At 44.2% G+C, this 25,624-nt stretch carries 15 protein-coding genes and 1 CRISPR repeat array; of the genes, 2 read left to right on the top strand and 13 right to left on the bottom strand.

The annotated features are described in order from the left end of the window. Nucleotides 1-12: 12 nt before the first annotated feature. From cas2 to M23134_RS09275, 9 genes are all read right to left on the bottom strand, one after another. The gene (cas2, locus tag M23134_RS09315; RefSeq protein ID WP_002695768.1) at nt 13-303 is read right to left on the bottom strand and encodes a CRISPR-associated endonuclease Cas2; all 291 of its coding nucleotides are present in this window, start codon (nt 301-303) and stop codon (nt 13-15) included. Between the two features lie 653 nt (nt 304-956). Next, nucleotides 957-1,991, bottom strand: a complete 1,035-nt coding sequence (cas1, locus tag M23134_RS09310) for a CRISPR-associated endonuclease Cas1 (protein WP_002695766.1) — start codon at nt 1,989-1,991, stop codon at nt 957-959. Nucleotides 1,992-2,167: 176 nt separating this feature from the next. After that, nucleotides 2,168-2,827 (bottom strand): CRISPR-associated endonuclease Cas6, encoded by a 660-nt coding sequence (locus tag M23134_RS09305; protein WP_002695765.1) that lies wholly within the window; start codon nt 2,825-2,827, stop codon nt 2,168-2,170. A gap of 4 nt (nt 2,828-2,831) precedes the next feature. Continuing rightward, nucleotides 2,832-5,084 (bottom strand): CRISPR-associated helicase Cas3', encoded by a 2,253-nt coding sequence (gene cas3, locus M23134_RS09300; protein ID WP_045113271.1) that lies wholly within the window; start codon nt 5,082-5,084, stop codon nt 2,832-2,834. Then, on the bottom strand, nt 5,060-5,296 hold the full coding sequence (locus M23134_RS09295; protein ID WP_002695762.1) for an HD domain-containing protein: 237 nt from the start codon (nt 5,294-5,296) through the stop codon (nt 5,060-5,062). The genes cas3 and M23134_RS09295 overlap by 25 nt, the downstream gene beginning before the upstream one ends. Further along, nucleotides 5,274-6,026 carry a type I-B CRISPR-associated protein Cas5b gene (cas5b, locus tag M23134_RS09290; RefSeq protein WP_002695760.1) on the bottom strand — a complete coding sequence of 251 codons (753 nt, stop codon included), beginning with the start codon at nt 6,024-6,026 and terminating at the stop codon, nt 5,274-5,276. Before cas5b ends, M23134_RS09295 begins: the two co-directional genes overlap by 23 nt. Then, the gene (gene cas7b, locus M23134_RS09285) at nt 6,016-6,927 is read right to left on the bottom strand and encodes a type I-B CRISPR-associated protein Cas7/Csh2 (protein WP_002695759.1); all 912 of its coding nucleotides are present in this window, start codon (nt 6,925-6,927) and stop codon (nt 6,016-6,018) included. The genes cas5b and cas7b overlap by 11 nt, the downstream gene beginning before the upstream one ends. A 20-nt stretch (nt 6,928-6,947) precedes the next feature. Next, nucleotides 6,948-8,876, bottom strand: coding sequence for a TIGR02556 family CRISPR-associated protein (locus M23134_RS09280; protein ID WP_002695758.1), 1,929 nt, complete (start codon nt 8,874-8,876; stop codon nt 6,948-6,950). Between the two features lie 173 nt (nt 8,877-9,049). Further along, nucleotides 9,050-9,964, bottom strand: coding sequence for a helix-turn-helix transcriptional regulator (locus tag M23134_RS09275; RefSeq protein ID WP_002695757.1), 915 nt, complete (start codon nt 9,962-9,964; stop codon nt 9,050-9,052). A gap of 999 nt (nt 9,965-10,963) precedes the next feature. Continuing rightward, a CRISPR array of direct repeats spans nt 10,964-12,104; the repeat unit is 37 nt; unit sequence GTTTCAATCCTTGTTTTAATGGATGTAGCGCTTAAAG. A gap of 429 nt (nt 12,105-12,533) precedes the next feature. Between M23134_RS09275 and M23134_RS09265 the strand changes: the two genes are divergently transcribed. Continuing rightward, complete coding sequence (locus tag M23134_RS09265; RefSeq protein ID WP_002695754.1) at nt 12,534-18,719, top strand: alpha-2-macroglobulin family protein; 6,186 nt, start codon at nt 12,534-12,536, stop codon at nt 18,717-18,719. Between the two features lie 173 nt (nt 18,720-18,892). On the opposite strand, the gene M23134_RS09260 is transcribed toward M23134_RS09265, so the two are convergent. Continuing rightward, nucleotides 18,893-21,586, bottom strand: a complete 2,694-nt coding sequence (locus tag M23134_RS09260) for a TonB-dependent receptor (protein WP_002695753.1) — start codon at nt 21,584-21,586, stop codon at nt 18,893-18,895. 265 nt (nt 21,587-21,851) lie between these two features. Here M23134_RS09260 and M23134_RS09255 point away from each other — a divergent pair, with 265 nt between their 5' ends. After that, complete coding sequence (locus M23134_RS09255; protein WP_157558405.1) at nt 21,852-22,454, top strand: hypothetical protein; 603 nt, start codon at nt 21,852-21,854, stop codon at nt 22,452-22,454. Nucleotides 22,455-22,767: 313 nt separating this feature from the next. Here the strand turns inward: M23134_RS09255 and M23134_RS09250 are convergent, their stop codons facing one another. From M23134_RS09250 to M23134_RS09240, 3 genes are all read right to left on the bottom strand, one after another. Continuing rightward, nucleotides 22,768-23,703, bottom strand: coding sequence for a PfkB family carbohydrate kinase (locus tag M23134_RS09250; protein WP_002695750.1), 936 nt, complete (start codon nt 23,701-23,703; stop codon nt 22,768-22,770). Between the two features lie 281 nt (nt 23,704-23,984). After that, nucleotides 23,985-24,611: a class I SAM-dependent methyltransferase gene (locus tag M23134_RS09245; protein ID WP_002695749.1), complete on the bottom strand. Its 627-nt coding sequence runs from the start codon at nt 24,609-24,611 to the stop codon at nt 23,985-23,987. A 159-nt stretch (nt 24,612-24,770) separates the two neighbouring features. Next, nucleotides 24,771-25,619 carry a helix-turn-helix domain-containing protein gene (locus tag M23134_RS09240; protein ID WP_002695748.1) on the bottom strand — a complete coding sequence of 283 codons (849 nt, stop codon included), beginning with the start codon at nt 25,617-25,619 and terminating at the stop codon, nt 24,771-24,773. Nucleotides 25,620-25,624 lie beyond the last annotated feature (5 nt).

The following is a 25,624-nucleotide window of genomic DNA, read 5'->3' as shown; positions in this document are numbered from 1 at the left end:
GGATTTTTGTGATTAAAAAAACAACGATTGCACCTGGTCTGTTACCAATTTTTCGTCAAGCGCCTGCCCCAGGCAAACCGCCTCACGCACCTCGTCTTTGCTCATGGGCAAAATATACACCTTGTCTTTGTCAGCGTCGATTACCTCTTCTACCTGTAGCGCCAGCGTGTCGCGGCGGTGGGCGTCTATAGTGCCCAAAAACACCGAATACTGTACCCGGCTCAGCCCCGCTTGCTGGCAAAACTTGCTCACCTTGGTGCGTGCCCGGTCATTTTCTATGTCATACAATACCCATACAATCATTTGTCTTGTTTTTTTATATATTGTTTAATGGCTTTATTGTTTAATGGTTGCGCGATGCCTTGCAACTACTTAGGGATAAGAAAGTAATTAATTACCCAACTTAAAAAAATGGCATACACACTTGTACTTTGAAACAGTATACTCATTTGCGTCGTGTCTGACCAACAGCGCCTTTCTTTCCGCCGGCGTATGCACTCCTTCGCTAGGGCGACCATTCCGATAAATCGCGAACTTCCATTGCATTACAGCAAGGGATTGCCCCTACAATAAACCTCTTGATTTATGCATAAATGTTTGTATATCAATAATTTTAAAAACTTCGCACAACCCTAATTCCGTATGCCAAAAATAGAAGTCAAGGAAGTTATTTTTTTCGCTTCCCTTAATACAACCGTCTCACAATAGAAATTAAAATGAGAAAGCAGGTTTGCGTAATTTGAGGTGATTAGTGATCTGGAAAAAATAAGATGTGCCAATTTAAGAAAATATATTGTTCTCAGACGATTCAAAAAAAAACGGTGCATAGCCAAAGCTATGAGGCTTTTTTTTTGAGAAGAATGAGGGCAATAGATACACTTTAATGGCTCAAATTATTTATGAAAGATCACTTAGATAATTAAAAACTACAAAATCGTAGTTGTTTGCAGAGCAAGTTACACTTGTGGCTTGTCGCTCAAAGCTTGCCCCTTTAGTAAGCTTTGGGCAAAAGTCACCGCCTCCTGCTTCATAATATTTTCACGGGTTTGTTGCTTACGCCCGTGTTTTATTTTGTCGCCCCGCAAATATTTACCTAAAGCCTCAGTAAGTAAAGGTTTGCCCATTTCGTTGAGTCTTACCCCGTCCTTGATGGCGTCGGTATGCGATTGGTTTACTTTTTTTGCCGTAAAAAGCTTCACTACTACTTGCTCTACGTGCCCCCGGTAAGGCTCAATAAAATCATATACCATGCTGCGTTGGTTGTAGCCATCGCGGTGCATAAAGCCCACAAAAGGATCAATGCCCGCAATCACCAAGGCGTGTTCTACCATACTATACAATATCCCATAGCCATAATTCAAAAAAGCATTGAAAGCATCATGGGCCGGGCGTTTGCTTCTGCCAGCAAACTGATACTCTTTGGCAAGCACATAGCTCAACGTCTCGAAATACAACCGCCCCGCTGTGCCCTCCAGCCCCCGCAATGTGTCGGCAATGGCTTCGGTGTGGTCTGCTTCCAATGCTTCTATCGATGTTTGCAACGCCCTTATTTTGTCTGCTTTTTCGTGCAGGTAGGTGCGTTTACTTTCCCGGTGTTTTTTGAGTTGTTCAATCATTGCTATCTGGTTGCCCAGCTTGGTACTTAGCCATTGTTTTACCCAAGCCGTGCCCACTTCATTGAGGCTCGCCTCCAGTTGTTTTTTGCGTATTTTGGTGGTGCTGCCCAGCTTGGTGTGCCACACCCTGCCTATGGGGTGGTCGTCGTGTTGCATCAGCACAATGTCAATGTTATTGATCAGGGCAAGGTGCATAGCGTCTACGCTTACTGCCGTGCCTCGGTGCAAAAAAATACGGTGTACCGTGTGGGGGGCAATAGGCGCGTGGGCGTGGTATTCCCTGGTTTTTGCATTTTTGGTACGTATGCAAAACATTTGGTTTTTTACCTGAAGGTAGGCCCCTTTTGAATTGATAAATAAATCGTCGGTGGTCATAAGTTAGTAGCTTCTATAGTCTCAAGTCCTTAGATGCCGATGAATATCGGTGCTTTTAGCGACAAGCTTCAAGTCCTTAGGTACTGGTGCTTGAGGCTGGCTTGCAAGCCTGTTGTTAATTTTATAATAGGTTGATTTTAGTTGCTTACTCCTCTAGTAGTACTTGTGGCTTGCCGCTATAATACCACCGCCCCATAGCCCCGCGACACCGCCTTTCCAATGCCAATGCCTTGGGGCAGCTCCACATTGCAGGTAAAACTGCCGCTGAAAGCCTTCATTTTTTGGTTTTTAAAATGGGTCGCTTCTTCCTTTACTTTGGGTTTTGCCAATATTTGGGCAGTTGCCGTATGCCCCAACCCCTTGAACATACTCAACAAGTTGCCAATCAGTATTTTTTGCAGCAAGGCAACGCGTTCTTCGGAACCCGTTTGGTGGTATTTCAAGTAGTTTTTATCATTGAGGCACATCCATAGCGTACCAAAGCGGTAGTCGTACAGCTCGGTTGGGTTTACCCCCAGGCTGGCACGGTTGGTCACAATGTTTTTGCTGTATACTGGGTAAGTAGCCTTGCCCAAATGCAACTCTTTGATATGTAAAAAAAGCTCCGCAAGTAGCTCGGCTCCCTCACCCAGGCCCAATAGGGTAGGGGTGCCTTTCAGCACCTTGTATTGCACCAAAGGGTATTGATAAATCGCCGATCCATCGGCCAGGTGGTTGTGCAACAAAGGCGACCGCTCTTTGAACAAGTTGCCAAAGTAACCCCTGAGCTGGTGCCCCGCCGAAGCGTGCAAGCGCAACTCAGGAAAATGAATGGTGGTGGTTTTGATGGTTTGCATGGGTTTAGTAGTTTTGGGTAAGCGATGGATTAGTCGTTTTTTTGGCCGAAGCATCTATTATCTGATAGCCCGTGTTTTGGGCTTGCTGCCTGGGTTTATAGGTGTAGTACTCCGAATGAGTCGCAGGGTCAACCACATAAAAGTGCAAGGCTTTGTCTATGTCTTCGGGAGCGTGTTGGGGGTGAATGTTGATTACATAGTCATAAAACACCGTTTTTATCTGGGCGAAAGCCCGTTTTTGCTCATACTTTTTCAGCGAATCGTCATTATAAATCTCCGCATACTTTGCCCAAGCCTCTTGAGCCTCATCATTGATCATTACAAACACCGAAGCACCTTCTCGTTCTTCTATCAGCGAAAATGCTCCCACTTGTTCAAACTGAAGCATGTGGATGGCCTCCAGGTAAGGCTGCTCGATCACTTCCGACTGGGTACGCACCTCCACAAAATAAGCTTCAATCAGGCTCAAGTAATGACATTCTTCTATTTGTTGGATATTGCGCAATACATTGCGGGTTTTCTGCAGCAATTCTTGCCCATAAATAAGGCTAGTTGCCTGCCTCATTTCTTCTATCTCATACAAATAGACCTCTCCCTGGATAGTTTTTTCGTTGTAGCGGTTGGCGCGTCCTGCTGCTTGTATAATAGCATCGAGCGGCGCCAATGCCCTAAATACCGTGTCTACCGAAATGTCTACTCCAGCCTCTATCAATTGGGTAGACACGACCACCTTGCGTTTGTGGGCAGGAGTTTTTATTTTTCGGATAATTTGCTTGCGCTCGTAAGGAGTAATCAGGGTAGACAAATAGTACAGGTCATCATTTGCTTCGTTGGCTAGCTGCCGCAATTGTTCAAAGCATTGTTTACTTAGTTTCTTGGTGTTCAAAATTACCAACACATCGCGTTTGGGATGGGTTTGCAGGTATTGGGCAACGGTTTGCCCAAAGTCATCCATCGACACGGGCATTTGGCAACGGTTGATCAGGCGGGTACGGTTAAAATGCCTGAAGTATTGGGCATAGTCAGGCACCAATTCTATGATTTCTTCTTCGGGCGCAAAAATCAACGGTTGGGTTGCCGACATGAGCACAAAATAACAATTAAACAAACGCCCGATTGCCTTAAAACTACGGTTAATTAATTGCCAATAGGCATAGGGGATGGTTTGAATTTCGTCTAAAATAATAATGGCATTGGCAAGGTTGGGCAGCTTCATTACCAATGCCTTGTGGTTGGAGTAAATGGAGTTGAGCAACTGCACAAAAGTAGTTACTACTACCTCCGACTGCCAGGTTTCTATCAAAAACTGACTCTTGTTTACATCTAGTGGGCGGTAACTTTCGTCGTCCTCAATCTCTTTGTATGCGGGCTCTGCCAAATGGTGGTGCTTGAGCAACACCCGCGAACTCTCATTATTGAGAATATCGCGGTATACTTCAAAGTTTTGGTCAATAATAGACGTAAAAGGAATGGTTACTACCAGGCGATGTTGTTGCCCCAGCATTTGCTTGATCTCAAGCGCCACCGCAAACGAAGTAATGGTTTTGCCCAAACCCGTAGGCAGGGTAATAGAATAAATGTGTTGGTCGGGAGAAAACCGTTGGCGCAAGCCCTCTAAAGCCTGGGTATACGCTTGGTTTTTGAGCTGGTTAATGCGGCTGACAGGTTGGTCAAACCCTTTCTTTTTTCTGAAGGTTTCCACCAAATCATTGCCCAGGTTCGGGCGTTGCTTGTGGCGCTCTTCGTCTAAAATCACCTCGGTTTTGTCGGCAAGCAACAAACTGCCAAACATAAACTGGTGCACAAAAAAATAATCCATCCGCACCTCATCGGGCAATTGCTGCCAAGTGCCATACCTGGTGCCAAACTCGTCTTCGTAAAAGTCTTCCAGTTCGTCTGTATATTGCTCACTGCGGATATATTCCTTAAAATCTTCGAGGCAGTAACTCAGCCCCAGGGTTTGAGCAAAAGACCGGATAATTTCTTCCGTTTCTTCCTCGGCAAACACTTCTATTTGTTGGGCTAGTTCGGCTCGTTTTTCTTCTTGGTTGCCCAAAGCATAAAGTTCATCTTCAAAATCGAGCAGCTTGCCGTGGTGTCTTTTTACCACCGTAAAAGTATAGTTAGCCAATAGCTCTTGCTCAAACTTGCCCAGATTGGTAGTAGCAAGGTACTCGCGGGCCACTTGTCGGGTAAATAATGCCGAAAGCAAGGCGTGACTTTTAGGACCTGTTACCTCGTGATCGGGCGACAGCAATAATGTTGGAAATACTCAATTGCCTTGGTAATGTCGTGGTAGTTGCCCATCAGGCGCACCAGGTTTTTTATAATGGTGCGCCATTCGGGGCGTTGGGCAAACAGTTGGTGCCGTTCCAACAAATATACCGCATAATTGGTCACCTCCTTTAGGTGATCAATCAACAACTTGTTAGGGTGCGATTTTAATTTATAAGAATAAGAGGTTTCCATATTTTTCAGTGGTATAAATATGCTCAGAGTTCACCTTTACAGGCTTGCCATTTGCCTCTACCAACACTTCGGCGTAGCTTTGTACCACCCTTTGGGCGTTGAGTTCCAGCGGGAGCGTGTCTGAAGTATACTTCATTTGCCGGCTGTATTCAAACTCTATATCGGGGTGTACTGATATGTTGATTGCCGTTGCCACCTCTTGAGCCTCGTTGCTTGCCAGCAAATGTGCTTTGGTTACCGCCACAAAATTAAAAGTTGCCGTAAACTGGCTCAAGCCCAGGTAAGGAGTAAAATGTGCCTGGTTGTGTTGTATGTTGTCTACCAATGGCTGCATCAGGGCATCGTTGGCGCAAGCCACAAACACCCTAAAACAAGGGTGTTTCAACAACTCAAACTCTATTTGGGTGCGTTGCTTGATGTTGAAAAAACTTGCCCCACTTTTTTCGGTGTCCAACAAGTTAAAAGCCATTGGTACTTTCTTTACCGGGTTGATCAGCTGCACTGCCAGTTCGGTATCAGGTTTGGCAAACAATTCTGCTACCGGAGTGACTCCCTCGTTGAACTTGCCCGCTGACGCCTCGCGTTCGATGCCCACAATAGCCCCCAGCAACCCAACCAAAGCCGGGCGTGGGGGTATGGGGTAAGTAAGGGGCGAAGTAGTAGTGTTAAACTTTCTGAAATGCCCATACTCACTTTCTATGTCAAAAATAAGAATCGTTTTAGAGGGCATTTAAATCAAGTTTTCCGTTCTCAATTTTTACATTTTGGGTCAACCGTAGCCGATCGTCCAGGCGGAGGTCTATTGAGTCCACTTTGTCACTATAGCCTTTCAGTGATGCCCACAACTGGCTCAAGTCCAGTTCAAAATCGTTGAGACTACGCAAGGCAAGCTCGTTTTTTTCAGTTTGCAACGCCACACGCTGGCGCAGGTTGCCCAGGTGCGAGGCATCTTTATAATTGACCACCAACATAAGCACGGGAGTTTGCCCAAACTTAGAGCGTGAAATCAGGTTTTTGGTGCCCTCCCAGAGCCCGTCTAACAACAAAGCACGGTCGGCTTCTGTCATCTGCGAATATTTGGCGGCTTTCTCGTTAATAATGCCATTGAACCCAATCAGGGCATAAGGCACCTTGTATTCGGTACGGAAGGTCGCCTGCGATTTTTTATCGCCCGAAGCAAAAGCTCCCGTACCTTGTTCGGTGGCAATTTCTACTTTGTGCAACGAGCGCCCCATCTGAAACTGAGTAGGTCCGGTAAGGGTGATAGAAGCTTTGGTAAGTGGAATAACTCCACCAAAAGTACGTACGTCTATGCATGCCTCCAACACCTTTTCTTTGCTTTCGCCAAAAGCTTTGGCGCGGCGCTTTCCATCCGATACATAGCTTTTGTCCCCCTCTTGATATTGAGTTTCACGCACAAAAATATCTTTGCCACCTTCGCCATTAAAGCCTTCGTACTCGTACCAATAGTCGCGTACGGTACGCTTGAGGCGCACGTCAGACACTATGATGGTGCTGTCTTCACTGTCGAACCGGGGGCGGTTTTCGTCTAGCGGGTTGCCATTAGGATTGGCGTTTTCTATTTCGTATAAAAACAGTATTTCGCTTCTGTTTTGTATCACTTCTGACATAAGGATAAAATTTTAAAAGGTTATTTTTTCGACTCAGTGTTTACATATTTCAACTCGCGGATCATTTGCATGCCTGCCACAAAATAAAATGAGGCTTCGTTGTTCGACATCTTGAGAATTTGGTCGATGTGGAGCAAAAAATACTGATTGAGCGCTTGGAGCAGGGTAGACGGAGTAGCCTTGTACTGTCTCAGTTTGCCAATGGCCTCGGTATACAGGTTTTGCAAATGCACCGGGCTTAGTTGATAGCCCTTGAGCTTGTTTTCAAACGGGGTGTTGCCGTTGAGCTGGTTGTATTGTACATCGAGCACATGCTTGACCAGTACCCCCAGCAAAAATACCCCACGCTTGGCGTCACTGCTCAAAAACAGGGGATTGTCTTGCATAAATTGTTCAATGCGTTGGGGATCAAATCCCGTCTTTTGTTGATCGGCCGATGTAGCGGTTTGCACATCTTCCGAAGGCGTCGTATGTTCCATCGCTTTCTGTATAGGTTTATTGGGTAATTCAATGACTTCAATAGCGGCCAAATACCTCAAGGCAAGGTGTGCCTTAAGCACCGTCAGACGGGTATTTTCTGCGTAGCCATCCGAGGTTTTCATTTTGTTATAGTTTGCCCTGATCACCCGCATAAAGCTGGCATACAGGCTTTCTTCGGCCATAGGTTGTTGCTCGAACACCTGCTGCATCAGGCGGTAAAAATCGTGTTCGAAAAATGTTTTGAGCAAGCCAAATGAAAACTTAAGGTCTTGCTTTGTTTTTTGTTTGGTCTTTTTGTCGGTAGAGGTGTGCGCTTTTTTGTACAACACATGGCCATTGATTTGCTTGGGTGTATCTACAAACAACTTTCTAAATTGCGAGGGAACGATCTCTTCCAGCAGCAGTTTTATCTTGATGGCCTTGGTGGTGCTGTTTTCTTCGTAAAACAACAGGTTTAGGTTAAAGTAATCGTCGTGTTGGGCTACCATCTCCCATATTTTATCCTCCCGCTTTTCGTGTTGCCTGCCTTGCTTCATCAAGTCGCCATACAAACCTTCAAGTTTTTCTATAATCCGTGGCAACTGCGAGCGGTCTTTTTGCAATATGATCTTAGGAATGACATAGTAAAACTTGCCATAAAAACTCTTGCTCAGGTGTTGGGCTATGTAGTTGCGCCCCAACTCAAACACCAGGCTACAGTCGGTACATATCGGGTAGTTTTTCCAATTGTTTTTTTGTTTAAAAAAACCACTCACCATCCCGGGTTTGTCTACAGTAGCATATTTATAAGGCGAGCCAAAACCGTGTACTACTGGCTTGGGCTGCAAACACCCCGCGCACAGCTCTTGAGTACCTTCGGAGGTTACATCGTATTTTTTTGATTTTTCCTGGGTGCCGTTTTCATACAACACCTCCTGAATAGCTTTAAAGTCGCTCAAGTAGTGTTTTTTGCCGTCAATTTCCAGCACCATGCTTAGCCCCGTGGCTTGTTGCTCTTTTTTGCCCAGGTCTTCGTATAACCTGGTCAACTCAGCTTTTACCTGATCGGCATTTTCTTCTTTGAGCAAAAAACGATGTACGGCACTAAACACCTGAAACTCTTGTATATGAGGCGAGGCAGACAAGCGCGCCATCAAGGCCTTGAACTGGTTGTTGACAAGGGTCTTAAATTTTTTGTCGAGGTCGCCAAACTTGGTAGTAAAAGTAATGTCGCCTCCACGGGCTGAGCCTTTGCGGTAAGCAAATTTTTCAAAGTTTTTTTCACTTACTTTAGTAAGGTCGGTTGCTTTGAAAGTGCACCTGAAGCCCGGTGGAGCCACCGAGTGGAGTTCAAACACCATGAGCGCCATGTGGTAGTCGGCTTTTTTGGGAAACATGTTTTGCACAAAAAACTGATACGGTGCTTTGTTGGCTTTTTGCATGGCGGCCAGCTCAAGCCTGCCTATTTCTATAATTGCCCGGTCTTGCATAGGTTTATGTGGTATTTTTAAAAAACAGCTAAAGTATAATGACTATTATATGTTGTTGGGTTGTTCAGGACACAAAACAACGCCCTAAAAACCAATAATTTATCCTTAGAACTGACGATTTTGTGTTGTTGCTACAAACATAAATTCTGGTTTTGACAAATAGCGTCAACCATTTAAAATTTCACTTTTTTTATCCGATCGTTGAGGTAATCTTTAAAAGAAATGGGCGAAATGACCTTGGTTTCACCAGGAATGCCCAGTACAAACCTGCCAAAGCCCGCCAAGTTCCTAACCTCTGCCTGAAAGTCTAGTGGATAACGAGCGTCATGCCTTTTACTTTCGGGAGTATCAGTAGTAATGTAGGGCTTGGTTCTGGGAAAATCTTCAGCCAAAAGGGTAGCCGCATATTTAGAGAGTTTCAAGTGTACCTTGATAGGTTGGTCTCCTATAAAACCAAACCAATCGCTGGCTTGACGAGGTTCTTGGTTGGTTTGAGCAACATTAAGTACTTGTACCTCACCTTTGATTCTGTCAACTTTGAAGTTTTTTATTTGGTCAGATTTCAACTCGTATGCACTGACTGCTTGGTAGTTTTCAGAGAAACCCAAAGGCTCCACTAGTCGGTCGGTGGTAGTGTCAGAGTGTGCTGAGTAATAGGCACCTACTAACGCACGTTTTTTATCCCTAATAGCTTTAGCCAGTTGCTCTACATTGCGGGCGTTGTTTGTCTTAAGGTCTTGATCTGCTATGGGGTGAAACTCCACTGGAATAAATAGTTTTTTGAGTATGTCGCCTTGCAAGGTGTGTTGGTCAGCATTGGCTTTTAGCAAATACCAAAGTAACTCGGTTTCTTCTTGGGTAAAACTCACTCCCTTTTGGGCAGGGTACACCGTATTGCTAATATGATGGCGTTGGTGATAGTCTTTTTCGATGATGTAGCCATAGCTAATGAGGGTTTCAAAATACCGCCTAATGGTTCGAGTAGTAGCGCCTAATTCGTTGGCTAGTTCTTCGTAAGTGCGATAAGGTTTACTACTCAAAAGCCTAATGAGGCGAAAAGTTTTAAGATTGGTTTCTTGAGAAGTCATATATTATTGGGTTGGTTGTGTAAATTTTTTGATTACAAATTAAAGCAATATGATTTACATAAAAAATCCTTAAAACCAATTATATCTTGATGAGTGAAGGCGAGTTGTGCCTGGGTGTGTTAGGGTTTGCTCAGGAGCCAACGAAGAAGTTGGTATATATGCAGAATTTTATATTGGGGAATGCACGCCATAGTAAAGGTTTGTTTCGGATAAAATCACGGATACAATACTAAATAAAAAAAGGGGAGAGGCAAAATTATCCGAAATGTTTTCTCTTGTGGGGTGTGTTGGGGCTTGGTATTAGAGCAAACTGCGCTTAAAGCAAGTGTTTTTTAAATGGCTCTTATTAAGCATCCTGCGGATACATTTTAAGCGTGTACGAAGTTTTTAAAATTTCTGATATACAGGTGTTTACGTATAGTTTAAAGTGATAAATGTAGGGGCAATCCCTTGCTGTAATGCAATGGAAGTTCGCGATTTATCGGAATGTTTGCCCTAGTGAAGAGCAAAAATGGGCATACAATAACCCTTCAGCCCAATTCTTTATAAGAGCCTTTTAAATTTGCGTTGAGGGGGAGTTGAGGGTTCAACCCTTGTTTTAATGGATGTAGCGCTTAAAGACTGGTAATCAAACTTTCACCCTAAAAATAATACCGCCCTCGCCTCGGTTGCGTGTCTTCACCAACTGATCGAAACCCTAAAGTAAGTTGTTTTTTGGGCTCATACACAAATTTTCAATCCTTGTTTTATTACCGCCTTCGTTACGCTTGCCCCGAGCTTGATTTGGAGGTTACGTGCCTTTAATAGCCGTCAGGATACTATTTTTAATATATTTCAGTGCCCAAATTTTGGTGATTCGATCAGCGCGTGAGGACACTCGCTGAGGCGGTGACAGTATTTTTAAGTGGATGTAGTGCTTAAAGATAATGCTGGCGTCAAGCCTAATGGATGTAGCGCTTAAAGAATATGCAAATGACAGAGTAGAAAAAAGTAGAGCTTGTTTCAATCCTTGTTTTAATGGAAGTAGCGCTTAAAGAATTTATGATCCAATCCAGCAAGCGGATTGGGCAAAGTTTCAATCCTTGTTTTAATGGATGTAGCGCTTAAAGTCAACTAACTACCCTTCCTGATAGTATAAGCAAATGTTTCAATCCTTGTTTTAATGGATGTAGCGCTTAAAGATTATTGGCTCTTTTTCGTTCCAATTTTCAACTTCTAAGTTTCAATCCTTGTTTTAATGGATGTAGCGCTTAAAGAAGGTGGTTTTTTTTTGCACCTGCCCGTCCTGGTCGGGTTTCAATCCTTGTTTTAATGGATGTAGCGCTTAAAGCAATATAGGTCGTTCTACTTACCGTTAAAATTGGGGTTTCAATCCTTGTTTTAATGGATGTAGCGCTTAAAGAAAAGACCTCCTGCGATACCATCTAGAGCCAGCTTATGTTTCAATCCTTGTTTTAATGGATGTAGCGCTTAAAGAGAGGAATATAGAGTAAACAAGTAGGCTATGAGCACGTTTCAATCCTTGTTTTAATGGATGTAGCGCTTAAAGTGATAGCGGTGGTTTCTTGCAGAATGGGAACAATAGAGTTTCAATCCTTGTTTTAATGGATGTAGCGCTTAAAGATTGGTCGCTAAGGCTGCACCACCCTGCGAAAGTGTGTTTCAATCCTTGTTTTAATGGATGTAGCGCTTAAAGCGATCTTGGTTGTTACTCGTGTGTGCAGTTTTGACATGTTTCAATCCTTGTTTTAATGGATGTAGCGCTTAAAGGTTCAACCACCCCAAGAGCAGCCATTGCCCAATACGTTTCAATCCTTGTTTTAATGGATGTAGCGCTTAAAGTTGGACGATTCCACGATTTTGAGAATTATTTGATTAACAAGTTTCAATCCTTGTTTTAATGGATGTAGCGCTTAAAGATTCCTGACAAAAGACAGAGACGAAGAGCAAAGTAGTTTCAATCCTTGTTTTAATGGATGTAGCGCTTAAAGCAACCATGCCACTTACAAACAGTACCACGTCTTCACGTTTCAATCCTTGTTTTAATGGATGTAGCGCTTAAAGGTGCTTAGCTCGCTCCCAGGTGTTTTGTGCGAGTGTTTGGTTTCAATCCTTGTTTTAATGGATGTAGCGCTTAAAGTCGTCTTTTGTTGTTGCTGACTGATTTACAACACGTTATAGTGAAATCACTATAGGTTAAAATCAACAAATCAATACGTCAAAGTGCTTTGTAAGCCTTATTTTGGCAGGTTTTCCGAATAGGCAACCTACTTATAATCAGCTTGTTAAAGGCGTATTTGGGACAGCTCCAAATAAATTACCCTCCGGCAAGCGTTTTTTTGCTACGCAAGATACGCTCACAGGCACAAGTTGCACATCTTTTTTTAGATTTGGTAACCTTCATAGAAATATTTTTATTCCCCATTGCCCAAACGCACTCGTTCAAAAGAAAACTCCCTATAAACCTGCATTTTACTACTCCTTTTCCTAATTTTAGTTGTCTTCCAGTTAATTATACCAACTATACTTTTAGTAGACAACAACCCTATAAATTCAATAAATATACATTATGAAGATAAAAACCTTGCAGACCAAAGGCTTATGGCTCACCCTGGTGTTAGCCTGCCTGGTAACGATTCGTGGTTTTTCGCAAAAGAAAGCAACCTACGATGGTTTGTGGAAAAAAGTGGATTCGCTGGATAGTAAACGTTTGCCCAAAGACGCTTACAAGGTAGTGAATGACATCTATGCTCAAGCCAAAAAAACCAACAATGCCTCACAGTTGGTAAAGGCCACTGTGTATAAACTGCGCTACATAGGGGCAGTCAAAGAGAATTCGCTGATAAAAAGCCTGGAAGCTTTGCGCCTGGAGGCCGCCAGTGCCCAACACCCCGTCAAGCCTTTGTTGCATTCTATGTTGGCACAAATCTACTGGCAGTTTTATCAGGTAAACCGATATCGGTTTTTGAACCGCTCTACCACTGTCAATGTCAAACAAGACGACATTAGCACCTGGGACTTGCATAAAGTGGTGCACGAAATCATACGCCAGTACAAGCGCTCGTTGGCAAACCCACAAAAACTGCAGCAAACCAAGATTGATATTTATGATGACGTGCTCAACAAGGGGCGTAAAAAACAACGCCAACACCGCCCTACTTTGTATGATTTTCTTGCTCATCGTGCCATCAATTTTTTTCAGAGCAGCGAACCCAACATTACCCGCCCCGCCTACCAGTTTACCATTAACAAAGCCGCCTATTTGCAAGAGGTAGACCAGTTTGCCCAACTCAACATTGCCAGCAAAGACACCATGTCTTATAAGTATTATATGGTTACTATTTTGCAGGATTTGATCAGGTTTCACCTCAAAGACAAAAACTATCCGGCGCTGGTAGATGTAGACCTCAAGCGATTGTCTTTTGTGTACCAGCACCTGACCACCAGCAACAAAGACGAACTGTATAAGCAGGCTTTGCGCCAGTTGGAACAAAAAAGCCTGAAATACCCCATTTCGTCGGAGGTAACCCACACTATAGCACAATTGGCATACACCCAAGGCAAGCAATACAACCCGCGTCGTTCGGGCAAAAACAAGTGGAAGATGAAAGAAGCACTTAAGATAGCCCAAACGGGCATCGATCGTTTTCCGAAGTCAGATGGCGCAGTGCTGTGCCAAAACCTGCAAAAAACCATCAAGGGCAAAAGCATTGGCATTACCATAGAAGAAGCCAACCTGAGCAAAGCTCCCTTTAGGGCGTTGGTCTCTTTTCGGAATGTAGACAAGGTGTACTGGCGATTTGTAAAAACCAGTATGAAAGAAATAGTCAAGGTAAAGCGTAAACGAAACTACAACGAAGACATACTGAAGCATTACATTGCCAAAAGCCCCCAGAAAACTTCAGAAACCAGCTTGCCCAATGACAAAGACTACCAAACCCACTATGCCGAAGAAAAACTCAATGGTTTGCCCCATGGTACTTATGTAGCTATAGCCAGCGCCAAGCCCGACTTTAGCATAGGAGGCAACGGACTTGCTTATGCCTATTTTACTGTATCGGACATTGCCTGGGTACACCGCAATGTACGCCAGGAAGGTGCCACAGAGTTTTATATGTTGCACCGCAAAACAGGCGAACCACTGGCAGGAGTAAAAGCGCAGGTATGGCTCACTTATTACAACTACCAAAAAAGCCGCTATACAAAGACAAACGGTGGGGTGTATATGAGCAACAAAGAAGGGTACATTAAGGTGCCTTATAAAGCAAGTAAACGCAACCAACGCAATTTTTACGTAGAATTTAATCAAGGTACCGACAAAATTTACACCTTATCGCCCAAAACCTACTCTAGCAGGTATGGCAACTTGTATCGTACTATTGCCCGAAAGCCCCGTACCCGCACCAGAGTGTTTTTCTATTTAGACCGCAAAATTTACCGCCCTGGGCAAACGATTTATTTCAAAGGGGTAGTGCTCAATACTGATGGCGAGTCGCACAAGTTGCTCACCAAACAGGCAAGCTCAGTGACGCTATATGATGTAAACCGCCAGAAAGTAGCGACTCTAAATGTAACTACCAACGAGTATGGTACGTTTAGCGGCAGTTTTATGGCGCCCAATACCGGGCTCAATGGGCAAATGCGCATTGCCAGTAGTTTGGGCAGGTTTTACCAAAACTCAGTGTATTTTTCGGTAGAAGATTATAAGCGTCCCAAGTTTGAGGTAAAATTTACCCCAGTAAAGGGAAGCTTTAAGCTCAACGAAACCATTGTGGCCAAAGCCAAAGCCAAGGCTTATTCGGGGGCCAATATAGACGGAGCCAAGGTGAAATACCGGGTGGTACGCAAAGCTCGTTTTCCTTATTGGTTTTACTATTGGTATGGGTATTATCCATCGTCGCCCCAAATGGAGATTGGCAATGGCGTGGCAAAAACTGACGAAAACGGCGAGTTTGAGGTAAAGTTTAAGGCCATACCTGACCTAAGCGTAAGCCCCCAATCTGACCCTATATTTACTTATACTGTATATGCCGATGTAACCGACCTGAACGGTGAAACCCGTAGCGGTAACTTATCGATAGGGGTGGGTTACCGGGCGCTTGAGCTTACCGTAAACGTACCGTCAAAGGTGAATAAAACGGGTAAAAACGAATGGAGCATCAAGAGTAGTAACCTGAGCGGTACTTTTGAGCCAGCCAAAGGCAATATTGTGATTCATCGATTGCAAACCCCAGACAAAACCTATCGAAAACGACGCTGGGGTCAACCTGATAAGTATTTGTACTCTATAGCCGAGTGGCAAAAGATGTTTCCTGAGGATTTGTACAAAGATGAAAATAACCGCTATCGCTGGAAAAAACAAAACGAGGTGTATAATGCCGGGTTTGACACCAAAAAAACCAAGGCGTTGGCTATAGCCAATATCAAAAGCTGGAAGCCGGGGTATTATATGCTAGAGATCAAGGCAAAAGACAAGTTTGGGAAAGAGGTGAAATCGGTGAAATACTTTGAGGTGTTTGACCCCAAAAGCAAGTCCTTAGCCACCAATGCCATTAGTTACCTGACTACCCTCAAGGGAACAGCAGAACCAGGCGAAACCGCGCAGTTTTTGGTGGGTACTGCTTTGCCCAAAGCTCAAATACTGTATGAAATAGAGCACCAGGGTAAAATTATAAAAAAGGAATGGGTGACGCTGAAAAAACGCCAGCGAATGCTTGAGATCCCCATTGTAGAAGCTTACCGGGGCAACCTGGCTTTCAACTTTGTTTTTGTATATAACAATCGTCTGTACAACCGTTCGCAGCTGGTATATGTGCCCCGCACCAACAAAGCCCTGGACATTAGTTTTGAAACTTTTAGGAACAAGCTGAACCCCGGACAAAAAGAAGAGTGGAGGCTCAAGATTAAAGGCAAAAAAGGAGACAAAGTAGCTGCCGAAATGGTCGCTACCTTATATGATGCCTCGCTGGATGTGTTCAGGTCTAACTCGTTTGACTTTGGTATTTATCGTAACTATTACGCTACGTTGCGCTGGAACAGCAGCAATGTGTTCAATACAACTCGGTTTACTAACTATAGTAGTGGCTGGAATCCTGCCGCCCAGTCAGTATACAAATCGTATGATAGGTTTAACTGGTTTGGGTTTTCGTTCAGCTCTTATTACTACCGTTACTTTGGGCGTAGGCCGGGAGGGTATCTGTATGCTGACGACGAAAGCGAAAAAGACCTGTCGTTGAAGGAGGTTGCTCGTAAATCGTCGGATGCTAAAAACAAAAACGGCAGACGCAAACGCAAAAAAAGCGACAAGCTTGCGGGAAAAGTGGCTTCGACCAGGCAACAACAACTCCAACAAAAGGAAGGCAAACCAGCTAAAAAGGAGAATTTAGGAGCAGTAAAAGCCCGTACCAATTTCAACGAAACGGCTTTCTTTTATCCTCAGCTGAGAACCAACGAAAAGGGTGAAGTCATCATTAAGTTTACCATACCCGAAGCCCTCACTAAATGGAAAATGCTGGGATTTGCCCACACCCAAGACCTAAAGTATGGGATGATTAGCAATACGTTGGTGACCCAAAAGGAGTTGATGGTGGTACCCAATGCACCTCGTTTTTTTCGTGAAAACGACCAAATGACGTTTAGCAGCAAAGTGACCAATATTACCGACAAGGCAATGCAGGGCAGCGCCCAATTGTTTTTGTTTGATGCCATTACCAACCAACCTATAGATGCCAAAATGGGCAACACCAAGGCGCAACAATCTTTTAAACTTGCCAAGGGGCGCAGTACTGCGCTGAGCTGGAACATCAAAATTCCGGAAGGTACCCAGGCGATTACTTATAGGGTAGTGGCAAAGTCGGGCAAATTTGCCGATGGTGAAGAAATGACCCTGCCTGTATTGAGTAACCGTATGTTGGTGACCGAAACAATGCCATTACCCGTGCGAAGTGGGCAAACCAAAACTTTCACCTTTGCCAAACTCAAGGCAAGTGCTGGTTCTAAAACGTTGCGCCATCATAAAGTTACCCTGGAGTTTACCTCTAACCCTGCCTGGTATGCTATCCAGTCGTTGCCTTACCTGATGGAGTTTCCTTATGAGTGTGCCGAGCAAACTTTTAGTCGTTTTTATGCCAATAGCATTGCTTCGCACATTGCCAACTCAAGCCCCAACATTAAGAAGGTGTTTGATAGCTGGAAAAACATCACCCCCGATGCCTTGTTAAGCAACCTGGAGAAAAACCAAGAGCTTAAGTCGTTGGTATTGCACGAAACTCCCTGGGTGCTCAACTCCAAGAGCGAAAGCGAGCGTAAGCGTAGAGTAGGGGTGTTGTTTGACCTCAACCGAATGAGCAATGAGCTACAGCGTGCCTTGAACAAACTGGTAAAAAAACAGGTAAGCAATGGTGCCTGGCCTTGGTTTGACGGTGGGCCGGAAGACCGTTATATTACCCAACACGTGGTAACTGGCATGGGGCACCTGGATCATCTGGGAGTAAAGAATGTGCGCAAAGACAAACGTGCCTGGAACATGACCCGCAAAGCAGTGGGGTACCTTGATAGAAAGATCAATGAAGATTATCGGGAGTTGTTGCGACTTGCCAAGCGGGGCAAGTTAAAAATGAGCGATGATCACTTGGGGTACCTGCAAATTCAATACTTGTATGCCCGCAGTTATTTCAAAGACTTGCCCATTCCGGCACGTACCAAAGAGGCGTTTGCTTATTATCAGGGGCAAGCCAAGAAATACTGGACTAATAAAAATAAATATATGTGGGGAATGCTTGCTTTGGGGCTACACCGCTACGATGACAAAACCACTCCGCAAAACATAGTGAAGTCGTTGCGACAATACGCCATCAAATCGGACGAGATGGGGATGTACTGGCGCGAAACAGGGGGCTATTACTGGTACCAGGCACCTATAGAAAAGCAAGCCTTGATGATAGAGGTGTTTGATGAGGTGGCTAAAGATCAAAAGGCAGTAGATGATTTACGCACCTTTTTGTTGAAGTCTAAGCAGACTCAAGACTGGAAAACTACCAAGGCAACCGCTGAAGCTTGCTATGCCTTATTGTTGAAAGGTACCAAATGGCTTGCCGAAACCAAAATGGCTGAGATTACCATGGGCGGGCAAAAAATTGACCCCTTGAGTGAAAGCAGTCTGAGCAAGGTAGAAGCAGGTACAGGGTATTTCAAAATGAGTTGGAACGCCGAAAAAGTAACCCCGGCAATGGCTGAGGTAACCGTGAAAAACCCTAACCCAATGGTGGCATGGGGGTCGGTATACTGGCAGTATTTTGAGCAGTTAGACAAAATTACCCCAGCCAAAACTCCTTTGCAGTTAAAGAAGCAATTGTTTTTGCAGAAAAATTCTGACGCTGGTCCTGTCATTACGCCTATAAGCAAACGTACCAAACTGCAGGTGGGCGACTTGATCAAGGTGCGCATTGAGCTAAAGGTAGATCGTTTGATGGAATATGTACACATGAAAGATATGCGGGCGTCGGGACTGGAGCCGCTCAACACCATTTCGCGTTATAAATGGCAAGATGGCTTGGGTTATTATGAAAGTACCCGCGATGCAGCTACGCACTTCTTTTTTGGGGCTTTGCCCAAAGGTACTTATGTGTTTGAGTACCCGTTAAGGGTAACCCACGCAGGCAATTTCTCTAATGGCATTACAAGCATTCAGTGTATGTATGCGCCTGAGTTTGCCAGCCACTCGGAAGGAATAAGGGTAAAAGTGGCCAAGAAATAAGCCATTGAAGACAAGTACCCAATGAGTACCACAAAAAAAACCAATTCGTTCTGGAAGCGAATTGGTTTTTTTGTGGTGAGTACTGTCATTGCCTCAGCTCATGGAGACACGAGCTGATCGAAACCTTGAAATCGGTTGTGGAGACACAAACCGAGGCGAAAGAAACTTTATATCTAAAACTTTAGACTGACTCTGCCATACAAAAACATCCCCCTTACCCCAAAGTTGGCAGCAGTGCGGCTGTAGACAAAACGCCCCAGGCTGGTGTTGGCCGAATGGGTAAGCTTATCGGGGTATACATTCAGCAAGTTGTTGGCGCCTATTGCCAGTTGCAGGGAGGTAGTAGGCTTAAAGGCAATGTCCAGATCGGTCACAAACTTTGCCGAGAAACTTTGGTCTCTGGTTTCTACTTCTCCGGTAAATTCGTTGACTACCCAATTGGCAGGGTTGCCGTCGTTGGGGTGCAGAAACTGTACTTCACCAAAACGAGTAGAACGTAAAGTAAAAGCAAACTTGCCAAGCTCATACAAAGCCGACAAAATCAACTTACTACGGGGCTGCACTACCTCCAAACGAGAAATTTCTTCGCGGTTAAACAATTGTTCTTCTCTGCCTGCCAACAAAGGAGGTGTTTTTACCTGTCCTTGCACCTCGGTTTGGTTGAGATTGAGCGCAGCAGTGAGGGTAATGGCCCCCTTGCCCAGGTCATTGCGGTAGTTTGCCACTACGTCGAGCCCTTGGGTGCGGGTATCTACAGCATTGGTAAAAAACTGGGCTGCACCTGCGCCCAGGGTAGTAAGGAAAGGATAGTCGGCCGCATCGAAACGACCAGACAGAACAATGCGGTCTTTGATGTCGATATTGTAGGCATCTACAGTCAGCGACAAACCAGCAACTGGTTGGGTGGTAAAACCAACACTAAAATTTTGTGATACTTCGGGCTTAAGGCGGTCTATACCAAAGGCACGTGCCACGTTGCTTTCATTGTTAAAAGTACCTACTTGTACAGGCACTTGGTTGGCCCCAATGGTGATGAACTGCGTACTTAGGTTGCTAAAATAGTATTGGTGTAGCGACGGAGCACGAAAGCCTGTACTAAAAGCTGCCCGTAAGGACAGTGTCTGATTGATTTTGTAACGAGCCACTGTTTTCCAGCTAAAATTATCGCCAAAATCGCTGTAAGACTCAAACCGCCCGGCTACCCCCACCAACAAAGCTTCAGTAATATCGGCTTCCAGGTCTATATAACCAGCGGTGTTGGTACGGGTTTGGTTAAGCTCGTTTTGTGGTTGAAACCCCGGGAAAACCTGAATGCCTGCGCTTCCTGGCACCCCTGGCTGTGACTCTTGCCCCCCGTTGATGTAAGAAGCTTCTTCGCCCGAAACAATCTCATAACGCTCCAAACGAAACTCTGCCCCAAAAGCCACATTGAGGTCAAAACCTATGTCTAGCTTGCGCGAAATGTCAAGATTGGTGGTGTTTTGCCCATAGCGAAAGCCTCCGGCATACGCCGAAAGGGGAGAGGCTGCCCCCAGAGAAGCATTGTTAGAGTTTTCTACGTTGAAGTCAAAACCATTAGCTCCTCGTGTATTGCTAAAATCGAGGTTCCACCCGTTTTTTTCGCCGCGCAAACCCATCGTCAACGATCGGTCGACAATGTCGGTATGTATTTCGGGTGAAAACCCATTGGGATAAATAGAAAGCACTACCCGGTTTTGGTCTTTTGGAAAACGATAAAACCCGTTGGCACGCCCTTTACGGAAGCTAAAGCCACCGTTGGCATACAGTTCGCCTCCCCCCACTATAGGCACTTCGGCATTGAAAAATACCTGCCCGTTGCGTCCGGCAGAGTTTCCTATAGCCATTACACGCTTGCCACCTAAACCCGTTTGGGCAAAAAAATCAGTCAAGTCATTGTCGCGGGCGTCGCCATACACTGTACCCGTGTAATCGCCAGAACGGTTGGTTGCTTCCCGGTCTACAAACTCTCCGGTTACGTTTACAAAACCTTTTTTGCCTACCCTAAATCCATAGTTTACCCCAAGCCTGCCCATCGCTCCATCGCCCTCAGAGGTTACGCCAAGTTGCGAGTTAATCTGGGCTACGCCTACTTGTTTCTTGAGCACAATATTGATGACTCCGGCTATGGCATCGGAACCGTATTGGGCAGCGGCACCATCTCTCAATACTTCTATACGCTCAATTGCCGCCGCAGGAATGGCGTTGAGGTCGGTTCCTACGGTTCCTTTGCCCACCGTACCATTTACATTGAGCAAGGCGCTGGTATGACGACGCTTACCATTCACCAATACCAGTACCTGGTCTGGCCCCAAACCACGCAACGAGGCAGGGTCGATGTGGTCGGTACCGTCGGAAATAGTTTGTTGTGATGAGTTGAACGAAGGCGCTAGGTATTGCAAAATTTGCCCGACATTTTCCTGCGATGAGTTGCTGATCTCTTTGCTGGAAATGATGTCTACAGGCACCGCAGTTTCCATCAAAGTACGTGGTTCAGCACGGGAGCCTACCACTACAATTTCGTTCATCGACAAAGAAGGTGCTAATGTAAAATCCAGGGTAGCAGTTTGTCCGGCAGCTACCGTTACTTCTTTGGTTTGCGATTGGGTGCCTACAAAACTGGCGGTGAGCTTATAAGTGCCAGGCTTTACTGCCAATGTGTATTTACCGTTGATGTCGCAAGTAGTACCATTAGTGGTGCCGTTTACCACTACAGTGGCGCCTATCAAGGGCTCAAACTTGTCAGAAACTGTGCCTTGAATGGTACTTTGCTGGGCATAAGCACCAGTGAGTGATATAAAAAGCAATGCAATGAAAGATTGCATCAACTGGGAGTAGTTTTTTTTCATTATAATAATAGTAATTGAAGTATACAATCGTTGAGGTAGACTTACCTTGAGTTAATTCCGAAAGTTGGTTTTTTTTTATCAAACAACCAAAGAAAGTAGTCCTACTCGATATAGGCAGTTGCATCACCTGGCTTGTCTGATGTACTACAAAAAGTCTACAACCGGGGGCTTTCTTGCAAAGTAGTCCCTGATTTCATTTTTAAAATCCATTGCTTTTTCTATTTTTGGCACAGTTGTTAGATCCACCCAACTTTTTAAACAATCAATGATGAGATACTTAAATAAAACGAACCTCAAAAACACCTTATACGCGATGTCAATGCTGCTTTTTTTGGCGGCATGTGGTGGCGGCGGTTCTAAGGAAAACAGTACCGGAGAAGATAGCAGTACTACCAAAACCGATACTGCCAGCACTACACAAACAAACGAGCCGAGCGCAGAAGAAAAGGCAAAGAAGGATTTTGAAGAGAATACCCTGAAAAAATATCCCGAAATAAGCGAAAATCTGGTGCGTAAATGGAAAGAGATCTCTTTTGAACACAAAGACGGTTCGATAGAAAATGTGGAAAAAGCCAACGACTACCTGATATTTAAAAAGGATGGGACTTTTGAAGAATATTTTCACTCGGATAAAAAAATAGAAGCAGGTCGCTGGAGATTGGTAAAAGAGGGCAAAGCAGTGCACCTTACCTCTACCGAGCACCGGGTAATGCAAGATGTAGAACGTGACATTGTAGAACTTACTCCCGAAAAATTTGTATGGCTGGACAATATCAAAAAGAAGTCTACTTTTAAGGCAGTTACCAACGAAGGACCTGGCAGCACTACTGATAAAGCGGCCGAAAAACCCGCTAAAACGAAAGACTAACGTGCCTGTAGGCTTATAGATATACCCCTGTCATGAAGAAAACCTCCTTCAGGGCAGGGATTTTTTATGTAACCGTTTTTTCAGGAATAAACAACTATCAACTAGTGGCGATATCCGATGTATTGAAAAACTGGAGCGCCTGGAAGTGATATAAAAGGGAATCCAATGCCCTTCTCTAAGGTAAGAAAAACACAAAGCTTGTTTAATCACTGTCAGGTAAAGGTATATGATTGAACATAAATATCCCCTTCGAAAAAAGCACCTTTCTTTGAGTACCTAATCTCGAAGGGGATATACAATAAAATGGCGGTATTTAGACCATGGCTATTTCAAATTGAACCAAGTCAACAAATTCTCTTACTCGTTCAGTCAAAGCATCAGAAGGCAGGTCAATCAAACCATCAGTACCAAATTTGCCCACGCAGAAAGACGCCATCGCTGACCCATACACAATGGCACGTTTCATATTGTCGAAAGACACATCGTCAGTATCTGCCAGGTAGCCAATAAAACCACCCGCGAATGTATCGCCTGCTCCAGTTGGGTCAAATACTTCCTCTAAAGGAAGGGCAGGAGTAAAGAAAATGTTTTTTTCGTGGAACAATAAAGCTCCATGCTCTCCTTTTTTAATAATCAAGTACTTAGGCCCCATGGTCATGATCTTTCTGGCGGCTTTTACCAAAGAATATTCACCAGACAGTTGACGTGCCTCTTCGTCGTTGATTGATAGCACATCTACCATAGTCATGGTATGCTTCAAATCATCGATAAAAGCAGGCTCCATCCAAAAGTTCATTGTATCCATTACAATTAGCTTAGGACGTTTTTTCAAACGTTCAATTACGTTTTGTTGTACTTTAGGAGCAAGGTTACCCAGCATTAAGTACTCACAGTCTTGATAGCTTTCTGGTATCACAGGATCAAAGTCACCCAATACATTTAGCTCAGTTACTAAAGTATCGCGGCTGTTCATGTCATGATGGTATTTGCCATGCCAAAAAAACGACTTTTCGTTTTCTTTTACCTGAATACCGTCAGTGTTTACCCCATGTTCTTTAAAAGTAGTCATGCCTTTTTCTGGAAAATCGTTTCCAATCACGGCTACCACATTTACTTGTTTTGAATGAGAGGCAAAATAAGACGATGACAAAGAAATATAAGTTCCAGAACCACCAATGGTTCTTTCTGAAATTCCAAATGGGGTTTCGATGGTGTCAAGCGCCACCGAACCAACAACTAGTAATGACATAAATTGTATTTTGTTATACTAAATAAAAATGTACGGGTTAAAAACTTCACACAAATCTATAAAAATAATGGTAATAAGAGCGCACTGCTTCATGAATATTCGACATAAACAATCACCTTACTTACTACCTGAAGTTACACAGACCTACTTATTTAGATGGTTATATGGCTATATTGTTGGGCTACGCATTGCGCAACAATATGGCCATTCAACAATAGAAACATATGACCTTCAGAAAACTGCGTAACTTGAGTTGCTACTTGTTTGTCCTCAGGCGCAATTTATACATCTTTGAAAGGTTTTCGCCCTACAAACCGTACTACTGAGCCTTTGCCAATATGATATAGCCCTTCGTTAAGTGCTATTTCTTCCTCGGCTAATTTAAGCATTTCGTACCCTTGAAAATCAGCAGTGATCTCGTCGGTCGAATACAACATTGCCTTACTTTTGGGGCCGCCCACCTTAGGATCAAGGGCACTAAAGTGCAGATGAGATTTGCTAAATGCCTCTAATAGAATCACACCACCCGGTTTTAGATAGTCTGCCAATTGTTGGTGATAAACTGCTTTTTTGTCGGCATCGAAGTGAGCATACACCAACCCAATGGCGTCAAAAGTTTTCTTTGCGAAATTAAATTCGCCCAAGTCGCCCACCTTATAATCAAGCGCCACCCCTTGCTCGCCCGCCAGTTGCAATGCTTTGGTTTGTCCTGCTGTGCTTAGGTCAACCGAGGTAACCTGCCAGCCAAGGGTTGCTGCAAAGACCCCGTTGCGTCCTTCCCCATCAGCAGGCATTAGCAGCTTTCCGGGGGTAAACTTTGGCAACCATTCTTCAAAAAAAACATTGGGGGCTTTGCCATAAGCAAAAGCGCGTGCCTGGTATCTTTCATCCCATTTTTGTTGTTGCATTGGTCTAATATTTTGGTTGTTTAAATAAATACTTGCTCACAAAAGTAGTGACTAAAATCACAAGTAAGATAGGACAAAAACGTAGTTTGATAAGACTGAGGTCTAATTATGAGCTGATGGTAGTGTGGTGCTTCATCGTGGGTGTGTTTTTCTGTGCCGTTACTTATGCCTAAAAGCTTTGGGCGAATGCCCGGTGTGTTTTCTGAAAAACCGGATAAAATAAGAAACATCTTCATAGCCCAAATGATAGGCTATTTGGTTTACCTGGTGGGTAGTAGCAAGCAAGTGTCTTTTGGCTTCTAAAATAATATACTCACTGATCACCTTCGAACAAGTTTTGCCCAACGTCGCTTTGGTGATGGCATTGAGTTGATACGTAGATAAATGCATGAGTTGGGCATATTGTGCCGGGCTTTTGTGGGTAGCAAAGTGGGTTTCTATAAGCAGTAAAAACTCGTCTAGCTTCTCTTGTTGGTATAAAGGAACATCAAGCCTTTGGGCATTTTGACGGATCAATTCAGTAAAAAGAATGCTCAAATGAGCTTTGATTACCTCACGATATCCCACTTGTTTGTGGGTATATTCATGTAGCATAGATGCCATCGTTGCCCATAATTTGGCGAACCTTTGGGTGTCTAACTGATAAAAATGAACGCTGCTTGCTTTGCGTAACAGTTGATAAAGAGTGGAATCGGTAGGGTAGTAAAAATCGGGCTTAAAAGCGATTAAGTAGCCAGTCCTGTCTGCCTTAAGCTGGTGTTGGTGTACTTGTCCCGGGCGCATGAACACAACTGAGTGGTCACAAACTTCATAAGGTACAAAATCTATCTCGTGGGTTCCACTGCCCTTGTCCAAGGCAAGCATATAAAAAAAATCGTGTCGGTGAAGAGGTTGGCTCAGGGTTTTGCCTGTGGTGGGTAGCTCATAGGTACTTCTAATGCTAAAGTCTTCTTGAAAATCGGCGGACTTTTGGGTGGCATTGATGTCTCTTACCGGAATATACTTCATGGCGT

The organism is Microscilla marina ATCC 23134, from assembly GCF_000169175.1.
GTDB lineage: Bacteria > Bacteroidota > Bacteroidia > Cytophagales > Microscillaceae > Microscilla > Microscilla marina.
This window is presented reverse-complemented; position numbering and strand designations above follow the sequence as displayed.

Coding starts and splice junctions, on each gene's coding strand:
- cas2 (WP_002695768.1), bottom strand. CDS start 303: ATGATTGTATGGGTATTGTATGACATAGAAAATGACCGGGCACGCACC.
- cas1 (WP_002695766.1), bottom strand. CDS start 1,991: ATGACCACCGACGATTTATTTATCAATTCAAAAGGGGCCTACCTTCAG.
- M23134_RS09305 (WP_002695765.1), bottom strand. CDS start 2,827: ATGCAAACCATCAAAACCACCACCATTCATTTTCCTGAGTTGCGCTTG.
- M23134_RS09295 (WP_002695762.1), bottom strand. CDS start 5,296: ATGGAAACCTCTTATTCTTATAAATTAAAATCGCACCCTAACAAGTTG.
- cas5b (WP_002695760.1), bottom strand. CDS start 6,026: ATGCCCTCTAAAACGATTCTTATTTTTGACATAGAAAGTGAGTATGGG.
- cas7b (WP_002695759.1), bottom strand. CDS start 6,927: ATGTCAGAAGTGATACAAAACAGAAGCGAAATACTGTTTTTATACGAA.
- M23134_RS09280 (WP_002695758.1), bottom strand. CDS start 8,876: ATGCAAGACCGGGCAATTATAGAAATAGGCAGGCTTGAGCTGGCCGCC.
- M23134_RS09275 (WP_002695757.1), bottom strand. CDS start 9,964: ATGACTTCTCAAGAAACCAATCTTAAAACTTTTCGCCTCATTAGGCTT.
- M23134_RS09265 (WP_002695754.1), top strand. CDS start 12,534: ATGAAGATAAAAACCTTGCAGACCAAAGGCTTATGGCTCACCCTGGTG.
- M23134_RS09260 (WP_002695753.1), bottom strand. CDS start 21,586: ATGAAAAAAAACTACTCCCAGTTGATGCAATCTTTCATTGCATTGCTT.
- M23134_RS09255 (WP_157558405.1), top strand. CDS start 21,852: ATGATGAGATACTTAAATAAAACGAACCTCAAAAACACCTTATACGCG.
- M23134_RS09250 (WP_002695750.1), bottom strand. CDS start 23,703: ATGTCATTACTAGTTGTTGGTTCGGTGGCGCTTGACACCATCGAAACC.
- M23134_RS09245 (WP_002695749.1), bottom strand. CDS start 24,611: ATGCAACAACAAAAATGGGATGAAAGATACCAGGCACGCGCTTTTGCT.
- M23134_RS09240 (WP_002695748.1), bottom strand. CDS start 25,619: ATGAAGTATATTCCGGTAAGAGACATCAATGCCACCCAAAAGTCCGCC.